Origin of the sequence: Pseudomonas sp. RIT-PI-S (genome assembly GCF_025642975.1) — a bacterium.
Classification (GTDB): domain Bacteria; phylum Pseudomonadota; class Gammaproteobacteria; order Pseudomonadales; family Pseudomonadaceae; genus Aquipseudomonas.
On sequence record NZ_JANZKJ010000002.1, the window covers coordinates 310,347 to 331,536 of the forward strand.

Sequence of the window (21,190 nt, forward strand, 5' to 3'; positions counted from 1 at the left end):
CCAAAATACTCATCGGGGCCCAGTGATCATTCTGGCATCAGGGCCCTCCGCTGGGGATTTTCCAGTCGAGGAGTTTGCAGCGGTCCCCATAATCACTATGAACGGGGCCATTGCGGCTCTGCTGCATACCGATATCCGCCCGCTATTTTACGTCAGTACCGACCGTGGCTTTTGCAGGGAACAGCCTGCCTTGTATCGGGCGGCCATTGCCCGGGCGCAGAATCTCGCCCTCTGGCCTGACCAGATCGCTGAATTGGAACCCGCGTACACGGAACGGGCTTACCCATTGCGAAAGGCGCCCGCCACTGGCGTCAGGCATTTGTTCGGCCAGGACCGAGAGCTCGCCACGCGGGCACGCAATGTATTGAGTAAGCGCGCCCGTAGCATCGGCTTCAGTAAGGACATGGGCTACGGTTTTTTCGACGCTAGAACGATCGCATATGTCTGTCTGCAGCTCGCCTATCATTTGGGCTTCGATCAAATATTCATGGTCGGTGTGGATCTTAACGGCAAGGCTCAGCGATTCTACGACGCCAGCGTGCCAGCCCCCTCCCCCTGCGGCCTTGACGATTACTTCCACTCTCGCATCCTGCCTAGTTTCAAAGTATTGAAAAGAGCCCTTAGCACTTCCGGAAGGCAGGTAATGAACTTATCGGGTGTCAGCAAGCTGCCGGGCTCTTTGATTCAGCGTGCAGACCTCTCGGCGCTGCGCTGCGCCTCGGCATCCGCCATCAACTGCTCAAGCATGAAGTCCGGGGAATAACGGTAAAGAACACCTTCTGGCAACGCCTGCAACGGGCACTTGAGAAAGCTTTCCAGCTGGTTGACGTTCGAAGCGCCTTGGCTCTCCAGCACGAATACATTGGCCGGGTGATAGAGCTCGAGCTCCTTTACTGCTGGATTGTTGGTAATCAACTTCTTGCCAAAATAGGCGGCTTCCAGTGCCCGCAATGTGGCGCCGACCTGGCCAGGTTGGTTGATTTCCACTAACACCTCTGCCTGCTGGGCGCGCTTCAGATTTTGCTCATAATCCATTCCCTGACTTACGTGGTATGGGGAGGGCAAAGTGGTTGTCGCGTCCTGCACAATATGGAAATCCGCTTCGCAGTGGTTCGCTTTCAAGTTCTGCGCGAGGGCGCAAAGCATCGCCGCTCGGCCTTTGTCCCGGCCCAGGAAAAAGCATTTCTTGGCCCTGCCACCCGCCGGAGGGCTACCCAAGCCTTGGCGAACCTCGTCGAACCCCAGCGGGAAGAACTGGTTGAGCGGCCGCATGCCCAACTGAGCGCACTGCTGCGCATCGAAGCTGTAGATGCAGTCGAACAGCGGCTTCATTTCTGCGAGGAATGCGGCATCTATCAGGTCCCGAACCAGCAGCACCCTACGCCCGGGAAACGCCCGCACAATCGCCGGGTTCACATGCCTGCGGACCTGCCCTTCATTGCAAACAAGAAGGTCGCATGGCCGCGCCTGTCGTAGGCAGCACACCATTCGGCCCAGCCAGTCTTCGCTGATGCGCATGGCGCCAAGGCGCTTATTGAGGGAATTGAGCTTGCGCTGAGCGCGCTGGGCCAGCTTGGGTGGAACTAGTGGCTCCACGGCGTAGGTGCTAGCCAAGTAGGCGATGAAGCGCTGCTCGTACTGTGCGGTCCAGCCAAGAAAAAACGCCCTCACTCTATTACCCCTGCCCTATGCCCAAGGCAACCCCAGGCGAGCAGCGATTATCACAGTCGCGCTGATGCGCAATACGTGCATCAGGTATCAGGGCCGATACGCTTCCCGGTTCCTCAGCGAAACCTGCTCATTGAGCGTCCAGAAGTCGTAGAGCACTCCTACCAGGCAAAACCCGCCTGTGAAGAAATACAACACGGCGGTGATCCATTTGCGTTGGTAAAGCCGGTGCACGCCGAACAGGCCAAGGAAGGTCAGCAGCAACCAGGCGATGTTGTAGTCCAGTGGGCCGCTGTGAAAGCGCAGATCGGCGTGGCGATCCATGGCGGGGATAAGGAACAGGTCGATCAGCCAACCGATGCCAAACAACCCAAATGTGAGGAACCACAGGGTGCCGGTCACCGGCTTGCCGTAATAAAAACGGTGGGCACCAGTGAAACCGAAAATCCACAAGGCATAACCGAATACCACGCTATGGGTATCGTGCAGTTGAGGGTCCGTTCGATAGCTATTCATAGGGGCGCTCTTGCCTCCCGATAATTAAATTTTGTTGAAGGCAGTGTGACTTTTAGACGGCGGTCCGACAAGCGGTCGGCTTCCGCAGGGGGAGGTCAAAGCCGGCTATTACGGGGCTTCGCTGGGCACATAGACAAAAAACACTGCATCAGGTTCGGCGCTGGCCGGTTTTACATCGACCAATGGCCGAAAAACAGGCAAAAAAGCTGTTATAAAGTTGCGCGCCACATCACAGAGCCCTGCCTAATGCATCCAATTATCAAGACATGGCTGACAGTTTGCCTTTTATGTCCACTGGCCGCTTACGCCTCCAACCGTGAGCAACCCCTTCCAGCCAGCTTTTCTGGCTATACCGCCCGGGCTGGGGAATCCATGCCGGCACCGCGCGCGCCGAGCCATGGCCCGCGCAAGACAGCGCCGCACTCTGCCCAAGTGGCCACTGCGCAGATGTCTGCCCGCCAGAGCAATGCAGTGCTCAGCCGCGCGGTGCAAGTGCTGGGTACGCCGTACAAATGGGGTGGCAGCAGCCCGAGCAAGGGCTTTGACTGCAGCGGCCTGGTGAAATATGCCTTCAACGACGTGAAGGCGGTCGACCTGCCGCGCACTTCCAACGCCATGGCCGACGGCCAAGGCATCAAGGTGGCTCGCGAAGACCTCAAGCCTGGCGATCTGCTGTTCTTCAATATCAAGGGCCGCCGCGTGAACCACGTGGCAATCTACATGGGCGACGACAAGTTCATCCATGCCCCGCGGCGCGGCAAGGCCGTGTCGATCGATACACTGAACAAGCCGTACTGGAACGACCATTACGTGGTCGCCAAGCGCGTGCTGCCCAAGCAGCAGCCCGCTGCCACTCTGCGGGTCAGCCAGCGCTGACCCGCCTCCCCTCACAAACCCTCAGGATTCTTCGCTTTCTCGCGCGCCGCGTCCTTGGCGATCAACCCCTTGCCGAGCAGGTCCTTGAGGCAAGCATCCAGGGTTTGCATGCCCAGCGCACCACCGGTCTGGATAGCTGAATACATCTGAGCCACCTTGTCCTCGCGGATAAGGTTGCGGATGGCCGGGGTGCCAATCATGATTTCATGCGCAGCTACCCGCCCGCCGCCGATCTTGCGCAGCAGCGTTTGCGAAATCACTGCCTGAAGCGACTCGGAGAGCATCGAGCGCACCATGGCCTTCTCCTCCGCAGGAAATACGTCCACTACCCGGTCGATGGTCTTGGCGGCCGAAGTGGTATGCAGCGTGCCGAACACCAGGTGGCCGGTTTCTGCTGCAGTTAGCGCCAGGCGAATGGTTTCCAGATCCCGCATTTCCCCTACGAGGATCACATCCGGGTCTTCCCGCAAGGCCGAGCGCAGCGCATGGGAAAACCCCAGGGTGTCGCGGTGCACTTCGCGCTGGTTGACCAGGCACTTCTTGGATTCGTGAACGAATTCGATCGGGTCTTCGATCGTCAGAATATGGTGATGCTTGTTGTTGTTCAGGTAGTCGATCATCGCTGCGAGGGTGGTGGACTTGCCCGAGCCGGTTGGCCCGGTCACCAATACCAGGCCCCGCGGCACATCAGTGATGCGCTTGAACACATCGCCCATGCCCAGGTCGTCCATGCTCAGCACTTTGGAGGGAATGGTCCGGAACACGGCCCCCGCGCCGCGGTTCTGATTGAATGCGTTGACCCGGAAGCGCGCCACGCCCGGTACTTCGAAGGAGAAGTCAGTTTCCATGAACTCTTCGAAGTCCTGGCGCTGCTTGTCGTTCATGATGTCGTAGATCAGCCCCTGCACCGCCTTGTGGTCCAGCGCAGGCAAGTTGATCCGACGCACGTCCCCGTCCACCCGGATCATCGGTGGCAGGCCGGCGGAAAGGTGCAGGTCCGAAGCGCCTTGTTTCGCGCTGAAGGCCAACAACTCGGTAATGTCCATGAGGCTCCCCAAAAACAGACAAGCAGGTAGAATGCCGCAGACCCCTAGAGCCGCTGGCGCCAAGTTATGTCCACCATAGCAGACAACCTTTCCTCGGTGAGCGCGCGGATAACCGCGGCCACGGCGGCCGCCGGGCGGGATGCGGCCAGCGTGAACCTGCTGGCGGTCAGCAAGACCAAACCGGCCCAGGCGGTACGCGAAGCGCATGCCGCGGGCCAGCGACACTTTGGCGAGAACTACCTGCAAGAGGCCCTGGCCAAGCAGGCGGAACTGGGCGACCTGGACCTGACCTGGCATTTCATCGGGCCTATCCAATCCAATAAAACCCGGCCCATTGCCGAGCATTTCGACTGGGTACACTCGGTCGACCGGCTAAAGATCGCCGAACGCCTGGCCGAGCAGCGTCCCGCCGGAAAGCCCCCGCTTAACATTTGCCTGCAAGTGAACATCAGCGGCGAAGCAAGCAAGGCTGGCTGCGCGCCTGCGGACCTCCCGGCCCTGGCCAAAGCCGTGGCCGCCTTGCCGGGGTTACGACTGCGCGGCTTGATGGCCATCCCTCAACCAAGCACTGATGTTGCCGAACAGAACGCCGTGTTCGCGCAGGTAAACGCCTTGCGCGACAGCCTCGATCTCGACCTGGACACTTTGTCCATGGGCATGAGCGATGACCTCGAAGCTGCGATTGCCCAGGGTGCGACCTGGGTTCGCATCGGTACCGCGCTGTTCGGCGCCCGCGACTACAGCAAGCCTGAACCCTCAGCTTGACTACACGATCACAGGAAACCTCGATGAGCACACCACGAATCGCCTTTATCGGTGCCGGCAACATGGCCGCGAGCCTGATCGGCGGCATGCGCGCCCAGGGCGTCGACGCCAGCCGGCTCACCGCCAGCGCTCCTGGGGCGGATACCCGGCAGCGGATCAGCGACGCCTACGGCATCGCCACTTTTGAAGATAACGCCGCAGCCGTGGCCAACGCCGATGTCATCGTGTTGGCGGTCAAGCCTCAAGCCATGAAGGCGGTTTGCGAAGCGCTACGTCCCGCGCTACACCCCGCCCAACTGATTGTTTCCATTGCCGCCGGCATCACCTGCGACAGCCTGGTGGCTTGGCTTGGCGAGCAACCGATAGTGCGCTGCATGCCCAACACCCCCGCCTTGGTTCGCCAGGGCGCCAGTGGCTTGTACGCCACGGCGAGGGTCACTGCCGAACAGAAGGCCGCGGCCGAGCAGCTGTTAGCGGCCGTTGGGCTGGCGCTGTGGCTGGATAGCGAAGCGCAGCTCGACGCGGTGACGGCGGTGTCTGGCAGCGGCCCGGCTTACTATTTCCTGCTGATGGAGGCCATGACCCAGGCCGGCGAGGCCCTGGGCTTGCCACGCGAAATCGCTGCCCGGCTGACCTTGCAAACCGCGCTCGGCGCCGCGCAAATGGCCAGCAGCAGTGACGTGGATGCCGCTGAGCTGCGTCGCCGGGTAACCTCGCCGGCAGGCACCACGGAGGCTGCGATCAAAGCCTTCCAGGCCGGCGGCTTCGAGGCACTGGTTGAACAGGCCCTGGGTGCGGCGGCGCACCGCTCGAAAGAACTGGCCGAACAACTTAGCCACTAGCCCCTAACGGAGCCCTTAGATGATTGGATTGAACACTGCGTTGATTTACGTGCTGCAAACCCTGGGCAGCCTGTATCTGCTGATCATTTTGCTGCGCTTCGTGCTGCAACTGGTGCGGGCGGATTTTTACAACCCTTTGAGCCAATTCGCCGTGCGTGCCACACAGCCACTGCTGCGCCCACTGCGGCGAGTGGTACCCAGCCTGTTCGGGCTGGACATGTCCTCGCTGCTGTTGGCGATCGTGGTGCAGCTGGTGATCATGGCGCTGACCCTGTTGCTTGCTTATGGCACCACCGGTAACCCGGCGCAGCTGCTGATCTGGGCGATCATCGGCGTTACCGCGCTGTTCCTGAATATCTTCTTCTTCGCCATGATCATCAGCGTGATCCTCTCCTGGGTCGCGCCGGCCAGCCACAACCCTGGGGCCGAGCTGGTCAACCAGATCTGCGAGCCGGTGCTGGCGCCGTTCCGCCGCCTGCTGCCCAACCTGGGTGGGCTGGATATTTCGCCCATCCTGGCATTCATGGTGCTCAAGCTGTTGGACATGCTCGTGATCAACAACCTGGCAGCCATGACCGGCATGCCGCAGATCCTGCGTACGTTGATCTAAGGTTGCGCGCGCCGCCAGGCAGTGCGTACTGGGGCAGCGCCTGAGATGGCGCTTGCCCCCTCTGCCCCCCCTCCTTATCCTTACGCCTCATTTAAGTGAGAGCAGGGTCGATGCCTACAGTCTTCCCCGAAGATTCCGTCGGTTTAGTCACGCCGCAGCTGGCGCAATTCAGCGACCCCTTGCCGTTGGCATGCGGGCGCTCGCTGGCGACTTACGAACTTGTCTATGAAACCTATGGCCAGCTCAATAGCGACGCCAGCAATGCCGTGCTGATCTGCCATGCGCTCTCGGGGCATCACCACGCTGCCGGCTATCACAGCGAAGCCGAGCGCAAGCCTGGCTGGTGGGACAGCGCCATCGGCCCCGGCAAAGCGATCGATACCCGGCGTTTCTTCGTGGTGGCACTGAACAACCTCGGTGGCTGCAATGGCTCTACCGGCCCAGGGAGCGTGGACCCGGCTACTGGCAAACCCTTTGGCGCTAATTTTCCGGTGCTCACGGTCGAGGACTGGGTCAACAGCCAGGCCCGCCTGGCAGACCGTTTAGGCATCCGCCAATGGGCTGCGGTGGTGGGCGGCAGCCTAGGCGGGATGCAGGCCCTGCAATGGACCATCAGCTACCCCGAGCGCGTGCGCCACTGCGTGGCCATCGCTTCGGCACCCAAGCTCTCGGCGCAGAACATCGCCTTCAACGAAGTGGCGCGCCAAGCCATCCTCTCGGACCCGGAGTTCCACGGCGGCGATTTCCAGGCAGAAGGGGTCATTCCCAAGCGCGGCCTGATGCTGGCGCGCATGGTCGGCCATATCACCTACCTGTCGGATGACTCCATGGGCGAGAAATTCGGCCGTGAGCTCAAGCACGATCAACTGGCCTATGACTTCCACAGCGTGGCCTTCCAGGTGGAAAGCTACCTGCGCTATCAGGGCGAGGAATTCTCCGGGCGCTTCGACGCCAACACCTACCTGTTGATGACCAAGGCGCTGGATTACTTCGACCCCGCTGCGGCCCATGGCGACAACCTGGCAAAGACCCTGGCAGGGGCGACGGCGGATTTCTGCATCATGTCGTTCACTACCGACTGGCGCTTCTCCCCGGCGCGCTCGCGGGAAATCGTCGATGCCTTGATGGCCGCACGCAAGAACGTGTCCTACCTGGAAATCGACGCGCCACAGGGCCACGACGCGTTCCTGATCCCGATCCCGCGCTATTTGCAGGCGTTTAGCAGCTACATGAACCGTATAGCGATTTGAGGTGCCCATGAGAGCCGATCTGGAAATCATCCAGGAATGGATACCGGCCGGCAGCCGGGTACTCGACCTGGGCTGCGGCAACGGTGAACTGCTGGCGTGGCTGCGCGACCACAAGGGCGTGACTGGCTATGGGTTGGAAATCGACCCCGCCAACATCAACGAATGTGTGCGCAAGGGTATAAACGTCGTCGAGCAGAACGTCGATAAAGGGCTGGGCAGCTTCGCCAGCAACAGCTTCGACGTGGTGGTGATGACGCAGGCGCTGCAAGCGATGGAATACCCCGACCGCATTCTCGAAGAGATGCTTCGGGTCGGCCGGCAATGCATCATCACGTTCCCTAACTTCGGCCACTGGCGCTGCCGTTGGCACCTGGCGACCAAAGGGCGTATGCCGGTTTCCGAGTTCCTGCCTTATACCTGGTACAACACGCCGAACATTCACTTCTGCACCTTCGAGGACTTCGAAGCCCTGTGCCGCGAACGCAACGCCCAGGTGTTGGACCGCCTGGCAGTGGATCACCTCCATCGCAACGGTTGGGCCAGCCGGGCGTGGCCGAACCTGCTGGGGGAAATCGGCATTTATAGGGTCACTAGCCCCCAACTGCGGCCGGAACACGTCGCCGTCTGACCACTTGGCTGCTGCACTTGCCGCAGCACGCCCCCGGGAGCATGCTCCCGCTATTTCCGGCGCCTCGGCGCCGGCCGCTCATAAAGTCGTTATTTACCCATGATGAATATCAGCCAATTGGTACTCGCCAGCCACAACGCCGGCAAACTCAAAGAACTCCAGGCCATGCTCGGCGACCGCGTACACCTGCGCTCGGTCGGTGAGTTCAGCCGTGTCGAGCCGGAAGAAACCGGCCTTTCGTTCGTTGAAAACGCCATCCTCAAGGCACGCAATGCGGCACGGCTGTCCGGCCTGCCAGCCCTGGCCGACGACTCGGGCCTGGCAGTGGATTACCTCGGTGGCGCACCGGGTATTTACTCGGCACGTTATGCCGATGGTCAAGGCGACGCAGCGAACAACGCCAAGCTGCTGGCCGCGCTGGAGGGTGTAGCCGAAGCCGAGCGTGGTGCTCAGTTCGTCTGTGTGCTGGCGCTGGTGCGCCACGCCGACGACCCGCTACCAATCTTGTGCGAAGGCCTGTGGCACGGGCGCATTCTTCCAGCGGCCAGCGGCACCAACGGCTTTGGGTACGATCCATTGTTCTGGGTGCCGGAGCGCAGCTGCTCCAGCGCTGAACTCTCCCCGGCCGAGAAAAACCTGCTCAGCCACCGGGCCCGCGCCATGGCCCTGCTGCGCCAGCGCCTGGGTATTGAATGAGCCCGCTGCCCACACTGCCGCCGCTGGCGTTGTATATCCACATTCCCTGGTGCGTGCGCAAATGCCCCTACTGTGATTTCAACTCGCACGCAGCGGGCCCGGATTTGCCCGAAGACGCGTACGTAAGCGCGTTGCTCGATGACCTGGACCGCGAGCTGCCAGCGGCGCTTGGCCGCCCGCTGACGTCGATATTCTTCGGCGGCGGCACCCCCAGCTTGTTCAGCGCAGCCGCGCTCGGCCGGCTGCTCGATGGCATCCGAGCACGCATCGCTCTGGCGGCGGATGCGGAAGTAACCCTCGAGGCCAACCCCGGCACCTTCGAGCAGGACAAGTTCATTGCTTATCGGGAAACCGGGATCAACCGGTTATCCATTGGCGTGCAAAGTTTCCAGGCTGACAAGCTCGCGGCGCTCGGGCGCATCCATAATGGTGACGAAGCGCTGCGCGCGGCAGAGATGGCCCGCCGCGCCGGCTTCGATAACTTCAATATGGACCTGATGCACGGCCTGCCGGGGCAAAGCCTGGAGGAGGCGCTCGGCGACCTGCGTCAAGCTATCGCCTTGGCCCCGACTCATTTGTCTTGGTACCAGCTCACCCTGGAGCCGAACACGGTGTTCTGGAATCAGCCGCCGCTGCTTCCCGAGGACGATATCCTCTGGGATATCCAAGAGGCTGGCCAGGCCCTTCTCGCCAGCGCAGGGTTCGCCCAATACGAGGTATCGGCCTATGCCCGCCCAGGACGGGCAGCTCGGCACAACCTCAATTATTGGAGCTTCGGGGACTTTATCGGCATCGGCGCTGGCGCTCACGGCAAGCTGACGGCTGACGACGGCACGATCCGCCGGACTTGGAAAACCCGCCTGCCCAAGGATTACCTCAACCTGGCCAAGCCTTTCACCGCGGGAGAGAAGCTCCTCGCGCCGGACGAGCTACCGTTCGAGTTCCTGATCAATGCGCTGCGCCTGACCGAGGGCGTGCCGGCTACGCTGTTCACTGAACGCACCGGGCTGCCGCTGTCCGCACTGGAGGAGGGCCGCCGCGCCGCCGAACAAAGAGGGCTGTTGCGGGTCGAACCAGCGCAGCTGGCGGCGACGGAGCGAGGCCAGCTATTCCTTAACGACCTTTTGCAACTGTTTTTGACCTGAGGACCCTGGATGGATCAGCTCCTGGATGTGCTTTCAACGGTGTCACGCTGGTGCCGAGGCAACCTCTCTGAAATCGCCCTGGCCTTGGTAGGCTGCGTATTAGTGCTGTTCGGCGCGCAGATCAAGGGTTTCGTAGAGCAGAAAGTGGGCAGTTTGGGCGGCGCATTGCGGGTTCCGATGATGGCGCTGGCCTGCACCCTGGGCAGCGGCGCCGCGCTTATCTATGCAACGCCATGGGTGCTCAAGGGGCTGGGCCAGTTCAACAACTACAGCCTGGCACCGGTGCTGTTGGTGGTGCTGGTATTGATCGGCGTGGTTGCCGACCGGAAATAAACAGCCGTAGCGCTGGCGAAGCCTGCGAACAGGAGCGCCAGCACCTACATTTCACACCTTGCGGCCGGGCGGTTATTCCACCCGCTCGAACTTCAAATCCCATACCCCATGGCCGAGACGCTCGCCGCGGCGCTCGAACTTGGTCACCGGGCGCTCGCTCGGGCGCTCGACCCAACGGCCATCGTCGGCCAGGTTACGGTAACCCGGGGCAACGTTCATGACCTCCAGCATGTGCTCGGCATAGGGCTCCCAGTCGGTGGCCATGTGCAAGATGCCGCCAGGCTTGAGCTTGCTGCGCACCAGTTCGGCAAACGCCGGCTGGACGATACGCCGCTTGTGATGGCGGCTCTTGTGCCAGGGGTCGGGGAAAAACAGCAGCAGCCTGTCGAGGCTTGCGTCGGCAATGCAGCGCTTGAGCACTTCAATAGCGTCGCAGTCGAACACCCGCACATTGCTCAGGCCCTGGCCCAGCACGCCATTGAGCAAGGCCCCCACGCCAGGGCGGTGCACTTCCACGCCGATAAAATCCTGCTCGGGCGAGGCGGCGGCCATCTCGAGCAGGGAATGGCCCATGCCAAAGCCGATCTCGAACGTGCGGGGTGCCGAGCGGCCAAACACCTTGTCGAAATCGACCGGCGCATCGGCCAATGGCAGGACGAACCGAGGCCCACCCACGTCCAGGCCGCGTTGCTGGCCTTCGGTCATGCGCCCGGCGCGCATCACGAAACTCTTGATGGTGCGCAGGTGCGGCTGAGTGCCTTCGGCTTGGGCCGGGGTGGAGTTTGAATCAGTCATGGGAGCTCTTACTTGATCAGGCCATCGAGCGGCGAAGACGCACTGGCATAGAGTTTTTTCGGCATGCGACCGGCCAGCCAGGCCAAGCGGCCGGCAATGATCGCGTGTTTCATGGCTTCGGCCATCTGTACGGGGTTCTGCGCGTGAGCGATCGCCGAGTTCATCAACACGGCCTCGCAGCCCAGCTCCATGGCGATAGCGGCATCGGAAGCGGTACCCACACCGGCATCTACCAGCACCGGGACCTTGGCTTCCTCAAGGATGATCTGCAGGTTGTACGGGTTGCAAATACCCAGGCCTGTGCCAATGAGGCCGGCGAGCGGCATGACGGCGATACAGCCTATTTCCGCCAGCTGGCGAGCAATGATCGGATCATCGCTGGTGTACACCATCACGTCGAAACCTTCCTTGACCAGCACCTCGGCGGCCTTGAGGGTTTCGATCACGTTGGGGAACAGGGTTTTCTGGTCGGCCAGCACCTCGAGCTTCACCAGCTTGTGGCCGTCGAGCAGCTCCCGCGCCAGGCGGCAAGTACGCACGGCTTCGGTGGCATCGTAGCAACCAGCCGTGTTGGGCAGGATGGTGTACCGGTCCGGGGGGAGCACATCGAGCAAGTTGGGCTCTCCCGGGTTCTGGCCGATGTTGGTGCGGCGCACCGCCACCGTCACGATCTCGGCACCAGACGCTTCGATGGCCTGACGGGTTTCTTCCAGGTCACGGTATTTGCCGGTGCCGACCAGCAAGCGGGACTCATAGGTGCGGCCGGCCAGAACGAACGGCTTGTCGCTGCGGGATGTGCTCATGGGTGGTCCTCGTAATTGAGTGGAAGCGCTGCGCCGACGGCTTCAGCCGCCACCGATGGCCTGCACGACTTCAACCTGGTCACCATCGTTCAGCCGCGTGCTCGCATGCTGTCCACGCGGCACGATGTCCAGGTTCAACTCGACCGCAACTCGGCGCCCGGCCAGCTCCATACGAGCCAATAGGCCTTCGACGGTTTCGCCGTCAGGGAGCTCGAAGGTGTCTCCGTTCAACTGAATGCGCATGTGGGGCGCCATTAGCAAGTGGGGGCGTGCATTCTAGCCCGATCGCCGACGCCGACCAAGGCGCCGGCGACAGCCTGGCTCAACCCAGGCGCCAGGCGGCCAGACCAAGGCAGGCCCAGCCCGCTAGAAATGCCAGGCCGCCGAAGGGCGTGACGATGCCCAAGCGGGAAACCCCGCTAAGCGTCAGCGCATAGAGGCTTCCGGAAAACAGCACGATACCGACGCAAAACAATATGCCGCCCCAGCCTACCAGCCTTCCGGGCAACACGTTGGCCAGCACCGCCACACCTAGTAACGCCAGCGCGTGCACCAGTTGATACTGTACCCCGGTTTGGAAAATGCTCAGGTACTCAGCTGAAAGCCGGCCCTTGAGGCCGTGGGCCGCGAATGCGCCTAAGCCAACGCCGGTGAAGCCGAAGAAAGCGGCTAACATCAGGAAACTACGCAACATGGGGTGTCCGTCCGGGTCGACCTGCTCAGGGTCTGTATAATGGCCCGCTCTTCCGGCCGGGCCAAGCTCACTATGCTAGGTACTTTACTGCAGCGCATTCGCCGCTTCCTGATGTGGTTCGCCATAGGTAGCGTGGCGTTGGTGCTGCTGTTTCGCTGGGTGCCGCCACCCGGTACGGCGCTGATGGTGGAGCGCAAGCTGCAATCCTGGGCCGACGGCCAGCCCATCGACCTGCAGCGTTCATGGCAGCCCTGGGACCGTTTACCCGCCGACCTTAAAGTCGCGGTGATCGCCGGCGAAGACCAGAAATTCCCTCTGCATTGGGGCTTCGACCTGCCCGCCATCCGCGCCGCCTTCAGCCACAACGAGCGCGGCGGCTCCCTGCGCGGGGCCAGCACCCTTAGCCAGCAGGTGGCAAAGAACCTGTTCTTGTGGTCCGGGCGCAGTTACCTGCGTAAAGGGTTGGAAGCCTGGTTCACGGTATTGCTGGAAGTGCTCTGGCCCAAGCAGCGCATCCTCGAGGTATACCTCAATAGCGCTGAATGGGATGACGGCGTTTTCGGCGCTGAAGCCGCGGCGCGGCATCACTTCAACGTCAGCGCGGGCAGCCTTACGCGACAACAGGCGAGCTTGCTGGCGGCGGTACTGCCCAGCCCTCGGGAGTGGAGCGCATCGCGGCCCAGCCCGTACGTACTGCGCCGGGCTGCATGGATTCGACAGCAGATGAGCCAATTGGGCGGGGATGACTATCTCGCCACGCTAGGGCAGGCACGGCGGCCGCCCTGGGCGGATTAATGCGCGGTTCGCGGGTTTGGCCAGCTCCTGCAGCCCTTTGAACTCTGCAGGAGCTGGCGATAGCCTGCGAACCTGATGCCTGGATCGCATCGATCAGATCAGGCGGCGATGGTGCCCTTGAGCTTGTTCATAGCGTTTTTTTCAAGCTGACGGATGCGCTCGGCAGACACGTTGTACTTGGCCGCCAACTCGTGCAAGGTCGCTTTCTCCTCGGCCAACCAGCGCTGGTAGAGGATGTCCCGGCTACGTTCGTCCAGTACTTCCAAGGCCTCATGGAGGTTGTTGGTAGAACTGTCGGCCCAGTCGGCATCTTCGAGCTGACGGGCCGGATCGTAGCGGTGATCCTCGAGAAAATGCGCTGGAGACTGGAACGCACTATCGTCGTCTGCCTCGGCGGCGGGATCGAACGCCATGTCCTGACCCGTCAGGCGGCTCTCCATCTCCCGCACTTCGCGCGGTTCCACCCCCAAGCTTTCGGCAACCCGGTGCACTTCGTCATTGTTCAACCAGGCCAGGCGTTTTTTCTGGCTGCGCAGGTTGAAGAACAGCTTGCGCTGCGCCTTGGTAGTCGCAACCTTGACGATGCGCCAGTTACGCAGGATGAATTCGTGGATTTCCGCCTTGATCCAATGCACGGCGAAAGACACCAGCCGCACGCCCATTTCCGGATTGAAGCGCTTGACTGCCTTCATCAACCCGACGTTGCCTTCCTGCACCAGGTCGGCTTGGGCCAGGCCATAGCCGGAATAGCTGCGGGCGATATGAACCACGAAACGCAGATGAGCGAGAACCATCTCGCGGGCCGCGTCGAGGTCCTGGTCGTAATAGAGTTTTTCAGCCAGTTCGCGCTCCCGCTCCGGTGTCAGCAGCGCAATGCTGTTCACCGCATGCACGTAGGCCTCCAGGTTTGCACCCGGGACCAGCGTATACGCAGGTTGCAAGGAAGTGGTCATTCAAAAACCTCCAACAAACAAATGTGCGCCTTGTGAGCGCCGACCCAATAGACCGCGCCTCCCGGGATGAGTTCCGGGCGCACGGTCTTTGGCGCCAAAAATACGATTAGCGTGGCGCCAGCTCCCTGAGGTGCCTCGCCACGGCGATCCACGCACCGATATACCCCAACAGCACAGCCCCAAGCAATAGGGAAAGTCCGTCTGCGGCGGGCACACCACCCAGGGCAAAGTCACTTCCGTAAAGCCCCGCTAGGTTCACGACCGCGCCGTTGAGCCAATCCAGGCCAAAGGCCAGCACCGCCCAGGCCAACAGCCCCGCGCCGAAGCCATACAGCGCGCCCATATAAAGGAACGGCCGGCGTACGTAGGCGTCGGTTCCCCCGACCAGCTTTATGACCTCGATCTCGTTGCGGCGGTTCTCGATGTGCAGCCGAATGGTATTACCGATCACCAAGAGCAAGGCGGAGATCAGCAGCACCGCAAGGCCAAAGACGAAACGGTCGCCTAGCTTGAGGATCGCCGCCAGGCGCTCCACCCAGACCAGATCGAGCTGGGCCTGCTCTACATTAGGCAGCTGGGCCAATTGCTCGCGCAGGGCTTCGAGGGCCGGCTTGTCTACCTCCAGGGGCGTAACCACTACTACCCCCGGTAGCGGATTATCCGGAAGCTCCTTGATCGCCTCGCCGAGGCCGGACTGCTGCTGAAAAGCCTCCAGGGCCTTCTCTCGGCTGATGAACTCAGCATCGCCCACGCCGGCCAGCGCCTTGGCCTGGCTAACGAGCGCTTCGCCTTCACGGCTGCCCGCCTCCATGCGCATATAAAGGGAAATCTGTGCCGCTCGCTGCCAAGAGCCGCCCAACCGCTCCACGTTCTTGAGCAGCAGGGAAAGCCCCATGGGCAAGCTCAGCGCTACCGCCATCACCAGGCAAGTGAAAAAGCTGCCGAACGGTTGTCGGCCGAGGCGTTTGAGGCTGTCGACGAAGCTCGCGCGGTGGCTTTCCAGCCAGGCATGAAAGAGCGTGCTGAAGTCCGGACCGTCGTCGTCATCCTTACGGCGGGGCTTTTTCGGGGCCGCATCGGCGGGTTTGGGCGCCACTCGGTCCGATACCTTGGGGCTGCGCGTCGCGCTCATTGGCCAGCCTCCCCGTCGCCGATCAACCGGCCACGTTGCAAAGTGAGCATGCGGTGGCGCATGCGGGCGATCAGTGCCAGGTCATGGCTGGCGATCAGCACGCTGGTGCCGAGCCGATTGATGTCTTCGAACACACCCATGATCTCCGCAGCCAGCCGGGGGTCCAGGTTGCCGGTGGGTTCGTCCGCGAGCAACAACGCAGGTTTGTGGACGATCGCACGGGCAATGCCGACTCGCTGCTGCTGGCCCGTGGACAGGTCGCCAGGGTACAGCTCGCCCTTGTCGCCCAGGGACACTCGTTCGAGCGCGGCATCGACCCGCTGAGTGATCTCGGCCTTAGATAAGCCGAGAATTTGCAGGGGTAAGGCGATGTTGTTGAACACCGTGCGATCGAACAGCAATTGGTGATTCTGGAAGACCACGCCGATCTGCCGGCGCAGGAAGGGAATTTGCGCGTTGCTGATCTGGCCTAAGTCCTGCCCGGCTAGCAACAACTTGCCGCTGGTGGGGCGCTCCATGGCGAGCAACAGGCGCAGCAGGGTGCTTTTGCCCGCGCCCGAGTGGCCAGTAACGAAGAGAAATTCGCCCCGCCGCACGCGAAAACTCAGCTCATGTAGCCCTACGTGGCCATTGGCATAGCGCTTGCCAACCCCCTCGAAGCGAATCATGAGTGCTCCCGCTCGGCGAACAGTGCGCTGACGAACGGCTCAGCCTCGAACGTGCGCAGGTCGTCAATGCCCTCGCCCACGCCGATATAGCGAATCGGCAGGCCGAATTGCTTCGCAAGGGCGAAGATCACGCCGCCCTTGGCCGTGCCGTCCAGTTTGGTCAGGGCCAGGCCGGTGAGCGCAACCGACTGGTTGAAATGCTTGGCTTGGTTGATGGCGTTCTGCCCGGTGCCGGCGTCTAGCACCAGCAGTACCTCGTGTGGGGCCGCCGCATCCAGCTTGCCGATGACCCGGCGGACCTTTTTCAGCTCCTCCATGAGGTTGTCCTTGGTATGCAGCCGGCCAGCCGTATCGGCGATCAACACGTCGATGCCCCGGGCCTTGGCGGCCTGCACGGCATCGAAGATCACCGAGGCGGAGTCGGCGCCGGTGTGCTGCGCGATAACGGGCACCCCATTGCGCTCACCCCACACCTGCAGCTGTTCCACCGCCGCGGCGCGGAAGGTATCGCCGGCCGCCAGCATCACCTTCTTGCCTTCACGCTGGAAGCGCGCGGCGAGCTTGCCGATGGTGGTGGTCTTGCCCGCACCGTTGACGCCGACCACAAGGATCACAAACGGTGCGTGCTGGTTATCGATCAGCAGGGGGCGCTCCACTGGGCGGAGCATATCCGCGAGCTCGCCTTGCAGCGAGGTGTATAGCGCCTGCGCGTCAGTCAGTTGCTTGCGCGCGACCTTCTGGGTCAGGTTGCGAATGATCACGGACGTGGCTTCGACGCCAACATCCGCAGTCAGCAGGCGGGTTTCGATCTCGTCGAGCAGGTCGTCGTCGATGGCCTTCTTGCCCAGGAACAGGCTGGCCATGCCCTCGCCGATGCTGGCGCTGGTTTTGCTCAGCCCCTGCTTTAGGCGCGCAAAGAAACCAGCCTTGGCAGGCTCTTGCGGGACTGGGACGGCAGCCTCGGCCACTGGTGCGGGCGCCTCGAACAGCGCCGCCGCCTGGGCCGCCTGCGCGACCGTCGGGGGTGGCAGCGGCGCGGGCTCGGGTTCGGGATCGATACCTACCGGCTCCTCGGGAACCGGCAGCTCGAGCCGTGGCACAGGCGCGGCGGCCGGCACGTGTTCGATCACCGGCTCCGGCGCCAACACTGGCTCGGGCGCCAACGCTACGGCTAGCTCGGCCGCGCTTTGAGCGGCGGCAGGCGGCTCGGGCTGTGCGGTGGGCTCGGCTTCGGGCTGGGCGGCCGGCTCTTGCGGCTTCTTGCGCAGCCAGCCGAACAGGCCTTTTTTCTCTCCGGCCGGGGCCGGGGTCTTCTTATCGTCACTGGAACCAAACATGGAAGGCGGCTATCTCAAGGTAGCGAAGCGCCAGCCGGGGCGCTTCGGGAAATCTGGAGGTCGCAGAACAGACCCTTTTTTGCCCGGCGCGTTCGTGCAACATTTTGAGCCGAGACACCAGGCAAACCGCTGCCACAGGCGTGGCCGTAGGCCGGGCGGATCAGTATCCTAGCACCTCCTCGCCCACCGACGCTAAGGCCAAGGGGGCATCCGTACAGGTTCCACAACGAAAATGACTGTTCTCCCACGCCGCCTCGCCAGGTTGCTGGCAGGCTTGGCCTGCTACTCGCTGACCTCCATCTCGCTTGCCGCGCAACCCACCCATGAATACGTTCTGGCCAACGGGCTCAAGGTCGTTGTGCGCGAAGATCACCGCGCACCTGTGGTGGTATCGCAGCTTTGGTACAAAGTGGGCTCCACCTATGAGGGCCCCGGCCAGACCGGCCTGTCCCATGCACTCGAGCACATGATGTTCAAGGGCAGCAGCAAACTCGGCCCGGGCGAAGCCTCGCGCCTGCTGCGCGACCTGGGCGCCGAAGAAAATGCCTTCACCAGCGATGACTACACCGCCTTCTACCAGGTACTGGCGCGCGATCGGTTGCCAGTTGCGTTTGAAATGGAGGCCGATCGCATGGCTACCCTCGCCTTGCCGGAAGCCGAGTTCACCCGGGAAATCGAGGTCATCAAGGAAGAGCGCCGCCTGCGCACCGACGACAAACCCTCGCAAAAGGCATTCGAGCTGTTCAAGGCAGCGGCCTACCCTTCCAGTGGCTACCGCACGCCCACTATCGGCTGGATGGCCGACCTGCAACGCATGACTGTAGGCGACCTGCGGGACTGGTACCGCACCTGGTATGCACCTAACAATGCCACGCTGGTAGTGGTCGGGGACGTCGAGCCCGAGGCGGTGAAGGCGCTAGCTCAGCGCTTCTTCGGCGCCATCCCACAGCGTCCGGTACCCGCGGCCAAGCGTCCTCTGGAGCTGGCGGAGCCAGGCGAGCGACGGCTGACGCTGCAGGTACGCACGCAACTGCCGAGCCTGTTGATGGCCTTCAACGTACCCAGTGCCGCCACTGCCAGTGACGCCCGCAGCATTCAGGCTTTGCGCCTGACCGTGGCCCTGCTCGATGGCGGCTACAGCGCGCGCATGGCATCGCGCCTGGAGCGCGGCTCGGAGGTCGTGTCCACCTCCTCCGCCAGCTACGATGCGTTCGACCGGGGCGACAGCCTGTTCATCCTTTCCGCCACGCCCAATACCGAAAAGCACAAAACCCTCGCAGACACAGAAAAAGCGCTCTGGGGGCTGCTTGATGACCTCAAGCGCACGCCGCCCTCGGCCGAGGAACTCGACCGGGTGCGTGCCCAGTACGTGGCGGGCCTGGTGTATGACCGGGACTCGATCACCGCCCAGGCTACCGCTATCGGCCAGCTCGAAACTGTGGGGCTGTCCTGGATGCTGCTCGACGGCGAAGTGGATGCCCTTAGCCAGGTAACACCTGAAGACATCCGCCAGGCCGCACGTACCTGGTTCACCCCGAGCCGACTCACCGTTGCCCATATCCTTCCAGAGGCTTCGCCCCATGACTGAGCACCGCCCGCTTGCAGGTTTGCTGCTGGCCTTGCTTGCCATCGCCAGCGGCCCAGCCCACGCAGCCGAACCTGCCCAAACACCTTCCCCGGCCACCAGCCGCCTGGAAACCCTCGCCAGCGCCGAGGCCGCGAGCCCTACTTACCGCCAACTGAATGTGCAGCGTTGGGTGACCAGCGGCGGCGCGCGAGTGCTGTTCGTGGAAGCGCATGAGCTGCCGATGTTCGACCTGAGGGTGACCTTCGCCGCCGGCAGCGCCCAGGACGGTAGCGCTCCCGGGCTGGCCCTGCTGACCAACGCCATGCTCAATGAGGGCGTACCCGGTAAGGACGTCGACGCCATCGCTCGTGGGTTCGAGGGGCTGGGCGCGGACTTCGGTAATGGTTCCTATCGGGACATGGCAGTGCTCAGCCTGCGTAGCCTCGTGGACGAGCGCATGCGCGAGCCGGCCCTGGCGCTGTTCAGCCAGGTGGCAGGCCAGCCGACATTCCCGGCAGCATCGGTCACGCGCATGAAGAACCAGCTCCTGGCCAGCTTTGAATATCAAAAGCAAAGCCCGGCACACCTGGCCAACCAGGCATTCATGGCCGGTCTCTATGGGGATCATCCCTATGCGCATGCCAGCGAGGGCGACGCCAAGTCCGTTCAGGCGATCACCGTGCAGCAGATGCGGGCTTTCCATAAACGAGCCTATGCGGCAGGTAACGCCGTCATTGCACTGGTTGGTGACCTCGATCGCGCCCAGGCTGAAGCCATTGCCGAGCAGGTGTCCCATGCTTTGCCCACGGGCCCCGCGCTGCCCGCCGTGCAGCCGGCCAGGGTCAACCTGGCGACGACGACTCATATCGAGTTCCCATCGAAGCAGAGCCACCTGCTGCTTGGCCAATTGGGCATCGACCGCAACGATCCCGACTACGCCGCGTTGTCCATGGGAAACCAGATTCTTGGGGGTGGCGGCTTTGGGACCCGCCTGATGACTGAAGTCCGTGAGCGTCGAGGCCTGGCTTACGGGATCTCTTCCGGCTTCTCCCCGATGCAGGGGCGGGGCCCGTTCAGCATCAGCCTGCAAACCCGCGCACCCGTTAGCCAGGGCACCCTGGAACTGGTACGTCAGGTGCTTCGCGACTACCTGCGCGATGGCCCGACCGAAGCGGAACTTGCAGCAGCGAAGAAGGAACTTGCGGGAAGCTTCCCGTTGTCCAATGCCAGCAATGCGAGCATCGTTGGGCAACTGGCAAGCATGGGGTTCTACAACCTGCCGCCGTCCTATCTGGAGGATTTCATGGCGCAGTCCCAGCAGTTAACCGCCGCGCAGGTGAAGAGCGCTTTGAACCGGCACCTGGATGCCGACAAGATGCTCGTGGTCACCGTAGGGCCTACCGTGGCCCAGGACCCCTTGCCCCCTCCCACTGACAACCCCACCGAGCCACCGCTCGGTACCCCGGAGCACTGATGGCTATTCAACCTGCCAAATCCGGCCCGCATGGTGGCCAAGGTCAATTGCGCATCATCGGCGGCCAATGGCGAAGCCGACGGGTCACCTTCCCAGACGGCCCAGGCTTGCGTCCCACTCCGGATCGGGTGCGAGAAACGCTGTTCAACTGGCTGGCCCCCTACGTGGCCGGGGCCCGGGTGCTGGACCCCTTCGCCGGCAGCGGCGCGCTCTACCTCGAAGCGTTGTCGCGGGGCGCGGCCATGGGCCTGGCGCTGGATAACAACGCGATGGCCATCGCCAGCCTGCGCGACAACCTGGACCTGCTCAAGTGCCCAGTCGGCCAGCTGTTGCAGGGCGATGCCATTCGCTACCTGGAGAACCAGCCGGCGCATCCCTTCGACCTCGTGTTTCTAGACCCCCCATTCCATCAAAACTTGCTCGAGCCGGTGTGTGACTTGCTCGACACCAAAGGGTGGCTGGCTGAGCAAGCCTGGATCTACACCGAAAGCGAAACCCCGCCGTCCGCCCTTGGCATGCCTGCCAGCTGGCGCCTGCATCGGGAAAAACAGGCAGGGCAGGTCTATTACGCACTTTGGGCCAAAGGCTATTGAACCC

General features: G+C 62.5%; 25 protein-coding genes. 13 read left to right on the plus strand and 12 right to left on the minus strand.

Going from position 1 to position 21,190, the window contains the following annotated elements; all coding sequences use genetic code 11:
* Positions 1-142: 142 nt before the first annotated feature.
* The 3 genes from OGL93_RS05400 to OGL93_RS05410 all read right to left on the minus strand — a co-directional run bounded on the left by OGL93_RS05400 (position 143) and on the right by OGL93_RS05410 (position 2,184).
* A complete protein-coding gene (locus OGL93_RS05400; protein WP_263261351.1) occupies positions 143-580 on the minus strand; it encodes a hypothetical protein in 438 nt (145 codons plus the stop codon).
* Positions 581-684: 104 nt separating this feature from the next.
* Entirely contained in the window at positions 685-1,332 is a 648-nt protein-coding gene (locus OGL93_RS05405; protein ID WP_263261352.1) for a hypothetical protein, read from the minus strand.
* A 426-nt stretch (positions 1,333-1,758) separates the two neighbouring features.
* Positions 1,759-2,184, minus strand: a complete 426-nt coding sequence (locus OGL93_RS05410) for a TM2 domain-containing protein (protein WP_263261353.1) — start codon at positions 2,182-2,184, stop codon at positions 1,759-1,761.
* A 246-nt stretch (positions 2,185-2,430) separates the two neighbouring features.
* Between OGL93_RS05410 and OGL93_RS05415 the strand changes: the two genes are divergently transcribed.
* Positions 2,431-3,060 carry a C40 family peptidase gene (locus OGL93_RS05415; RefSeq protein WP_263261354.1) on the plus strand — a complete coding sequence of 210 codons (630 nt, stop codon included), beginning with the start codon at positions 2,431-2,433 and terminating at the stop codon, positions 3,058-3,060.
* Positions 3,061-3,071: 11 nt separating this feature from the next.
* Here OGL93_RS05415 and OGL93_RS05420 read toward each other — a convergent pair whose 3' ends face one another.
* On the minus strand, positions 3,072-4,106 hold the full coding sequence (locus tag OGL93_RS05420; protein WP_263261355.1) for a type IV pilus twitching motility protein PilT: 1,035 nt from the start codon (positions 4,104-4,106) through the stop codon (positions 3,072-3,074).
* Positions 4,107-4,172: 66 nt separating this feature from the next.
* Between OGL93_RS05420 and OGL93_RS05425 the strand changes: the two genes are divergently transcribed.
* The 8 genes from OGL93_RS05425 (at position 4,173) to OGL93_RS05460 (ending at position 10,375) form a co-directional block, all read left to right on the plus strand.
* Positions 4,173-4,871: a YggS family pyridoxal phosphate-dependent enzyme gene (locus tag OGL93_RS05425; RefSeq protein ID WP_263261356.1), complete on the plus strand. Its 699-nt coding sequence runs from the start codon at positions 4,173-4,175 to the stop codon at positions 4,869-4,871.
* Positions 4,872-4,894: 23 nt separating this feature from the next.
* Positions 4,895-5,713 carry a pyrroline-5-carboxylate reductase gene (proC, locus tag OGL93_RS05430; protein WP_263261357.1) on the plus strand — a complete coding sequence of 273 codons (819 nt, stop codon included), beginning with the start codon at positions 4,895-4,897 and terminating at the stop codon, positions 5,711-5,713.
* Between the two features lie 19 nt (positions 5,714-5,732).
* Positions 5,733-6,323 carry a YggT family protein gene (locus OGL93_RS05435; RefSeq protein WP_263261358.1) on the plus strand — a complete coding sequence of 197 codons (591 nt, stop codon included), beginning with the start codon at positions 5,733-5,735 and terminating at the stop codon, positions 6,321-6,323.
* Between the two features lie 110 nt (positions 6,324-6,433).
* Entirely contained in the window at positions 6,434-7,573 is a 1,140-nt protein-coding gene (locus tag OGL93_RS05440) for a homoserine O-acetyltransferase (RefSeq protein WP_263261359.1), read from the plus strand.
* A 7-nt stretch (positions 7,574-7,580) separates the two neighbouring features.
* Entirely contained in the window at positions 7,581-8,201 is a 621-nt protein-coding gene (metW, locus tag OGL93_RS05445) for a methionine biosynthesis protein MetW (RefSeq protein ID WP_263261360.1), read from the plus strand.
* A gap of 99 nt (positions 8,202-8,300) precedes the next feature.
* Positions 8,301-8,897 carry an RdgB/HAM1 family non-canonical purine NTP pyrophosphatase gene (rdgB, locus tag OGL93_RS05450; RefSeq protein ID WP_263261361.1) on the plus strand — a complete coding sequence of 199 codons (597 nt, stop codon included), beginning with the start codon at positions 8,301-8,303 and terminating at the stop codon, positions 8,895-8,897.
* On the plus strand, positions 8,894-10,042 hold the full coding sequence (hemW, locus tag OGL93_RS05455) for a radical SAM family heme chaperone HemW (protein ID WP_263261362.1): 1,149 nt from the start codon (positions 8,894-8,896) through the stop codon (positions 10,040-10,042). Before rdgB ends, hemW begins: the two co-directional genes overlap by 4 nt.
* A gap of 9 nt (positions 10,043-10,051) precedes the next feature.
* Entirely contained in the window at positions 10,052-10,375 is a 324-nt protein-coding gene (locus OGL93_RS05460; RefSeq protein ID WP_263261363.1) for a DUF3392 domain-containing protein, read from the plus strand.
* A 72-nt stretch (positions 10,376-10,447) separates the two neighbouring features.
* Here OGL93_RS05460 and trmB read toward each other — a convergent pair whose 3' ends face one another.
* From trmB to OGL93_RS05480, 4 genes are all read right to left on the minus strand, one after another.
* Positions 10,448-11,119: a tRNA (guanosine(46)-N7)-methyltransferase TrmB gene (gene trmB / locus OGL93_RS05465; protein ID WP_263261506.1), complete on the minus strand. Its 672-nt coding sequence runs from the start codon at positions 11,117-11,119 to the stop codon at positions 10,448-10,450.
* A 59-nt stretch (positions 11,120-11,178) separates the two neighbouring features.
* Positions 11,179-11,973 carry a thiazole synthase gene (locus OGL93_RS05470; RefSeq protein ID WP_263261364.1) on the minus strand — a complete coding sequence of 265 codons (795 nt, stop codon included), beginning with the start codon at positions 11,971-11,973 and terminating at the stop codon, positions 11,179-11,181.
* 42 nt (positions 11,974-12,015) lie between these two features.
* On the minus strand, positions 12,016-12,216 hold the full coding sequence (thiS, locus tag OGL93_RS05475) for a sulfur carrier protein ThiS (protein ID WP_263261365.1): 201 nt from the start codon (positions 12,214-12,216) through the stop codon (positions 12,016-12,018).
* Between the two features lie 79 nt (positions 12,217-12,295).
* Complete coding sequence (locus tag OGL93_RS05480) at positions 12,296-12,667, minus strand: DUF423 domain-containing protein (RefSeq protein ID WP_263261366.1); 372 nt, start codon at positions 12,665-12,667, stop codon at positions 12,296-12,298.
* 72 nt (positions 12,668-12,739) lie between these two features.
* On the opposite strand from OGL93_RS05480, the gene mtgA reads away from it, so the two are divergent.
* Positions 12,740-13,462 (plus strand): monofunctional biosynthetic peptidoglycan transglycosylase, encoded by a 723-nt coding sequence (gene mtgA, locus OGL93_RS05485; RefSeq protein ID WP_263261507.1) that lies wholly within the window; start codon positions 12,740-12,742, stop codon positions 13,460-13,462.
* A gap of 98 nt (positions 13,463-13,560) precedes the next feature.
* Here the strand turns inward: mtgA and rpoH are convergent, their stop codons facing one another.
* The 4 genes from rpoH to ftsY all read right to left on the minus strand — a co-directional run bounded on the left by rpoH (position 13,561) and on the right by ftsY (position 17,552).
* Entirely contained in the window at positions 13,561-14,415 is an 855-nt protein-coding gene (gene rpoH / locus OGL93_RS05490) for an RNA polymerase sigma factor RpoH (protein ID WP_263261367.1), read from the minus strand.
* Positions 14,416-14,521: 106 nt separating this feature from the next.
* Complete coding sequence (ftsX, locus tag OGL93_RS05495) at positions 14,522-15,547, minus strand: permease-like cell division protein FtsX (RefSeq protein ID WP_263261368.1); 1,026 nt, start codon at positions 15,545-15,547, stop codon at positions 14,522-14,524.
* The gene (ftsE, locus tag OGL93_RS05500) at positions 15,544-16,215 is read right to left on the minus strand and encodes a cell division ATP-binding protein FtsE (RefSeq protein ID WP_263261369.1); all 672 of its coding nucleotides are present in this window, start codon (positions 16,213-16,215) and stop codon (positions 15,544-15,546) included. The genes ftsX and ftsE overlap by 4 nt, the downstream gene beginning before the upstream one ends.
* The gene (gene ftsY / locus OGL93_RS05505) at positions 16,212-17,552 is read right to left on the minus strand and encodes a signal recognition particle-docking protein FtsY (protein WP_263261370.1); all 1,341 of its coding nucleotides are present in this window, start codon (positions 17,550-17,552) and stop codon (positions 16,212-16,214) included. Before ftsY ends, ftsE begins: the two co-directional genes overlap by 4 nt.
* A gap of 232 nt (positions 17,553-17,784) precedes the next feature.
* On the opposite strand from ftsY, the gene OGL93_RS05510 reads away from it, so the two are divergent.
* From OGL93_RS05510 to rsmD, 3 genes are read left to right on the plus strand one after another with little or no spacing between them, the layout of a single operon-like run.
* Complete coding sequence (locus tag OGL93_RS05510) at positions 17,785-19,140, plus strand: pitrilysin family protein (protein ID WP_263261371.1); 1,356 nt, start codon at positions 17,785-17,787, stop codon at positions 19,138-19,140.
* Entirely contained in the window at positions 19,133-20,593 is a 1,461-nt protein-coding gene (locus OGL93_RS05515; RefSeq protein ID WP_263261372.1) for a pitrilysin family protein, read from the plus strand. The genes OGL93_RS05510 and OGL93_RS05515 overlap by 8 nt, the downstream gene beginning before the upstream one ends.
* Entirely contained in the window at positions 20,593-21,186 is a 594-nt protein-coding gene (gene rsmD, locus OGL93_RS05520; protein ID WP_263261373.1) for a 16S rRNA (guanine(966)-N(2))-methyltransferase RsmD, read from the plus strand. Before OGL93_RS05515 ends, rsmD begins: the two co-directional genes overlap by 1 nt.
* Positions 21,187-21,190: the final 4 nt, after the last annotated feature.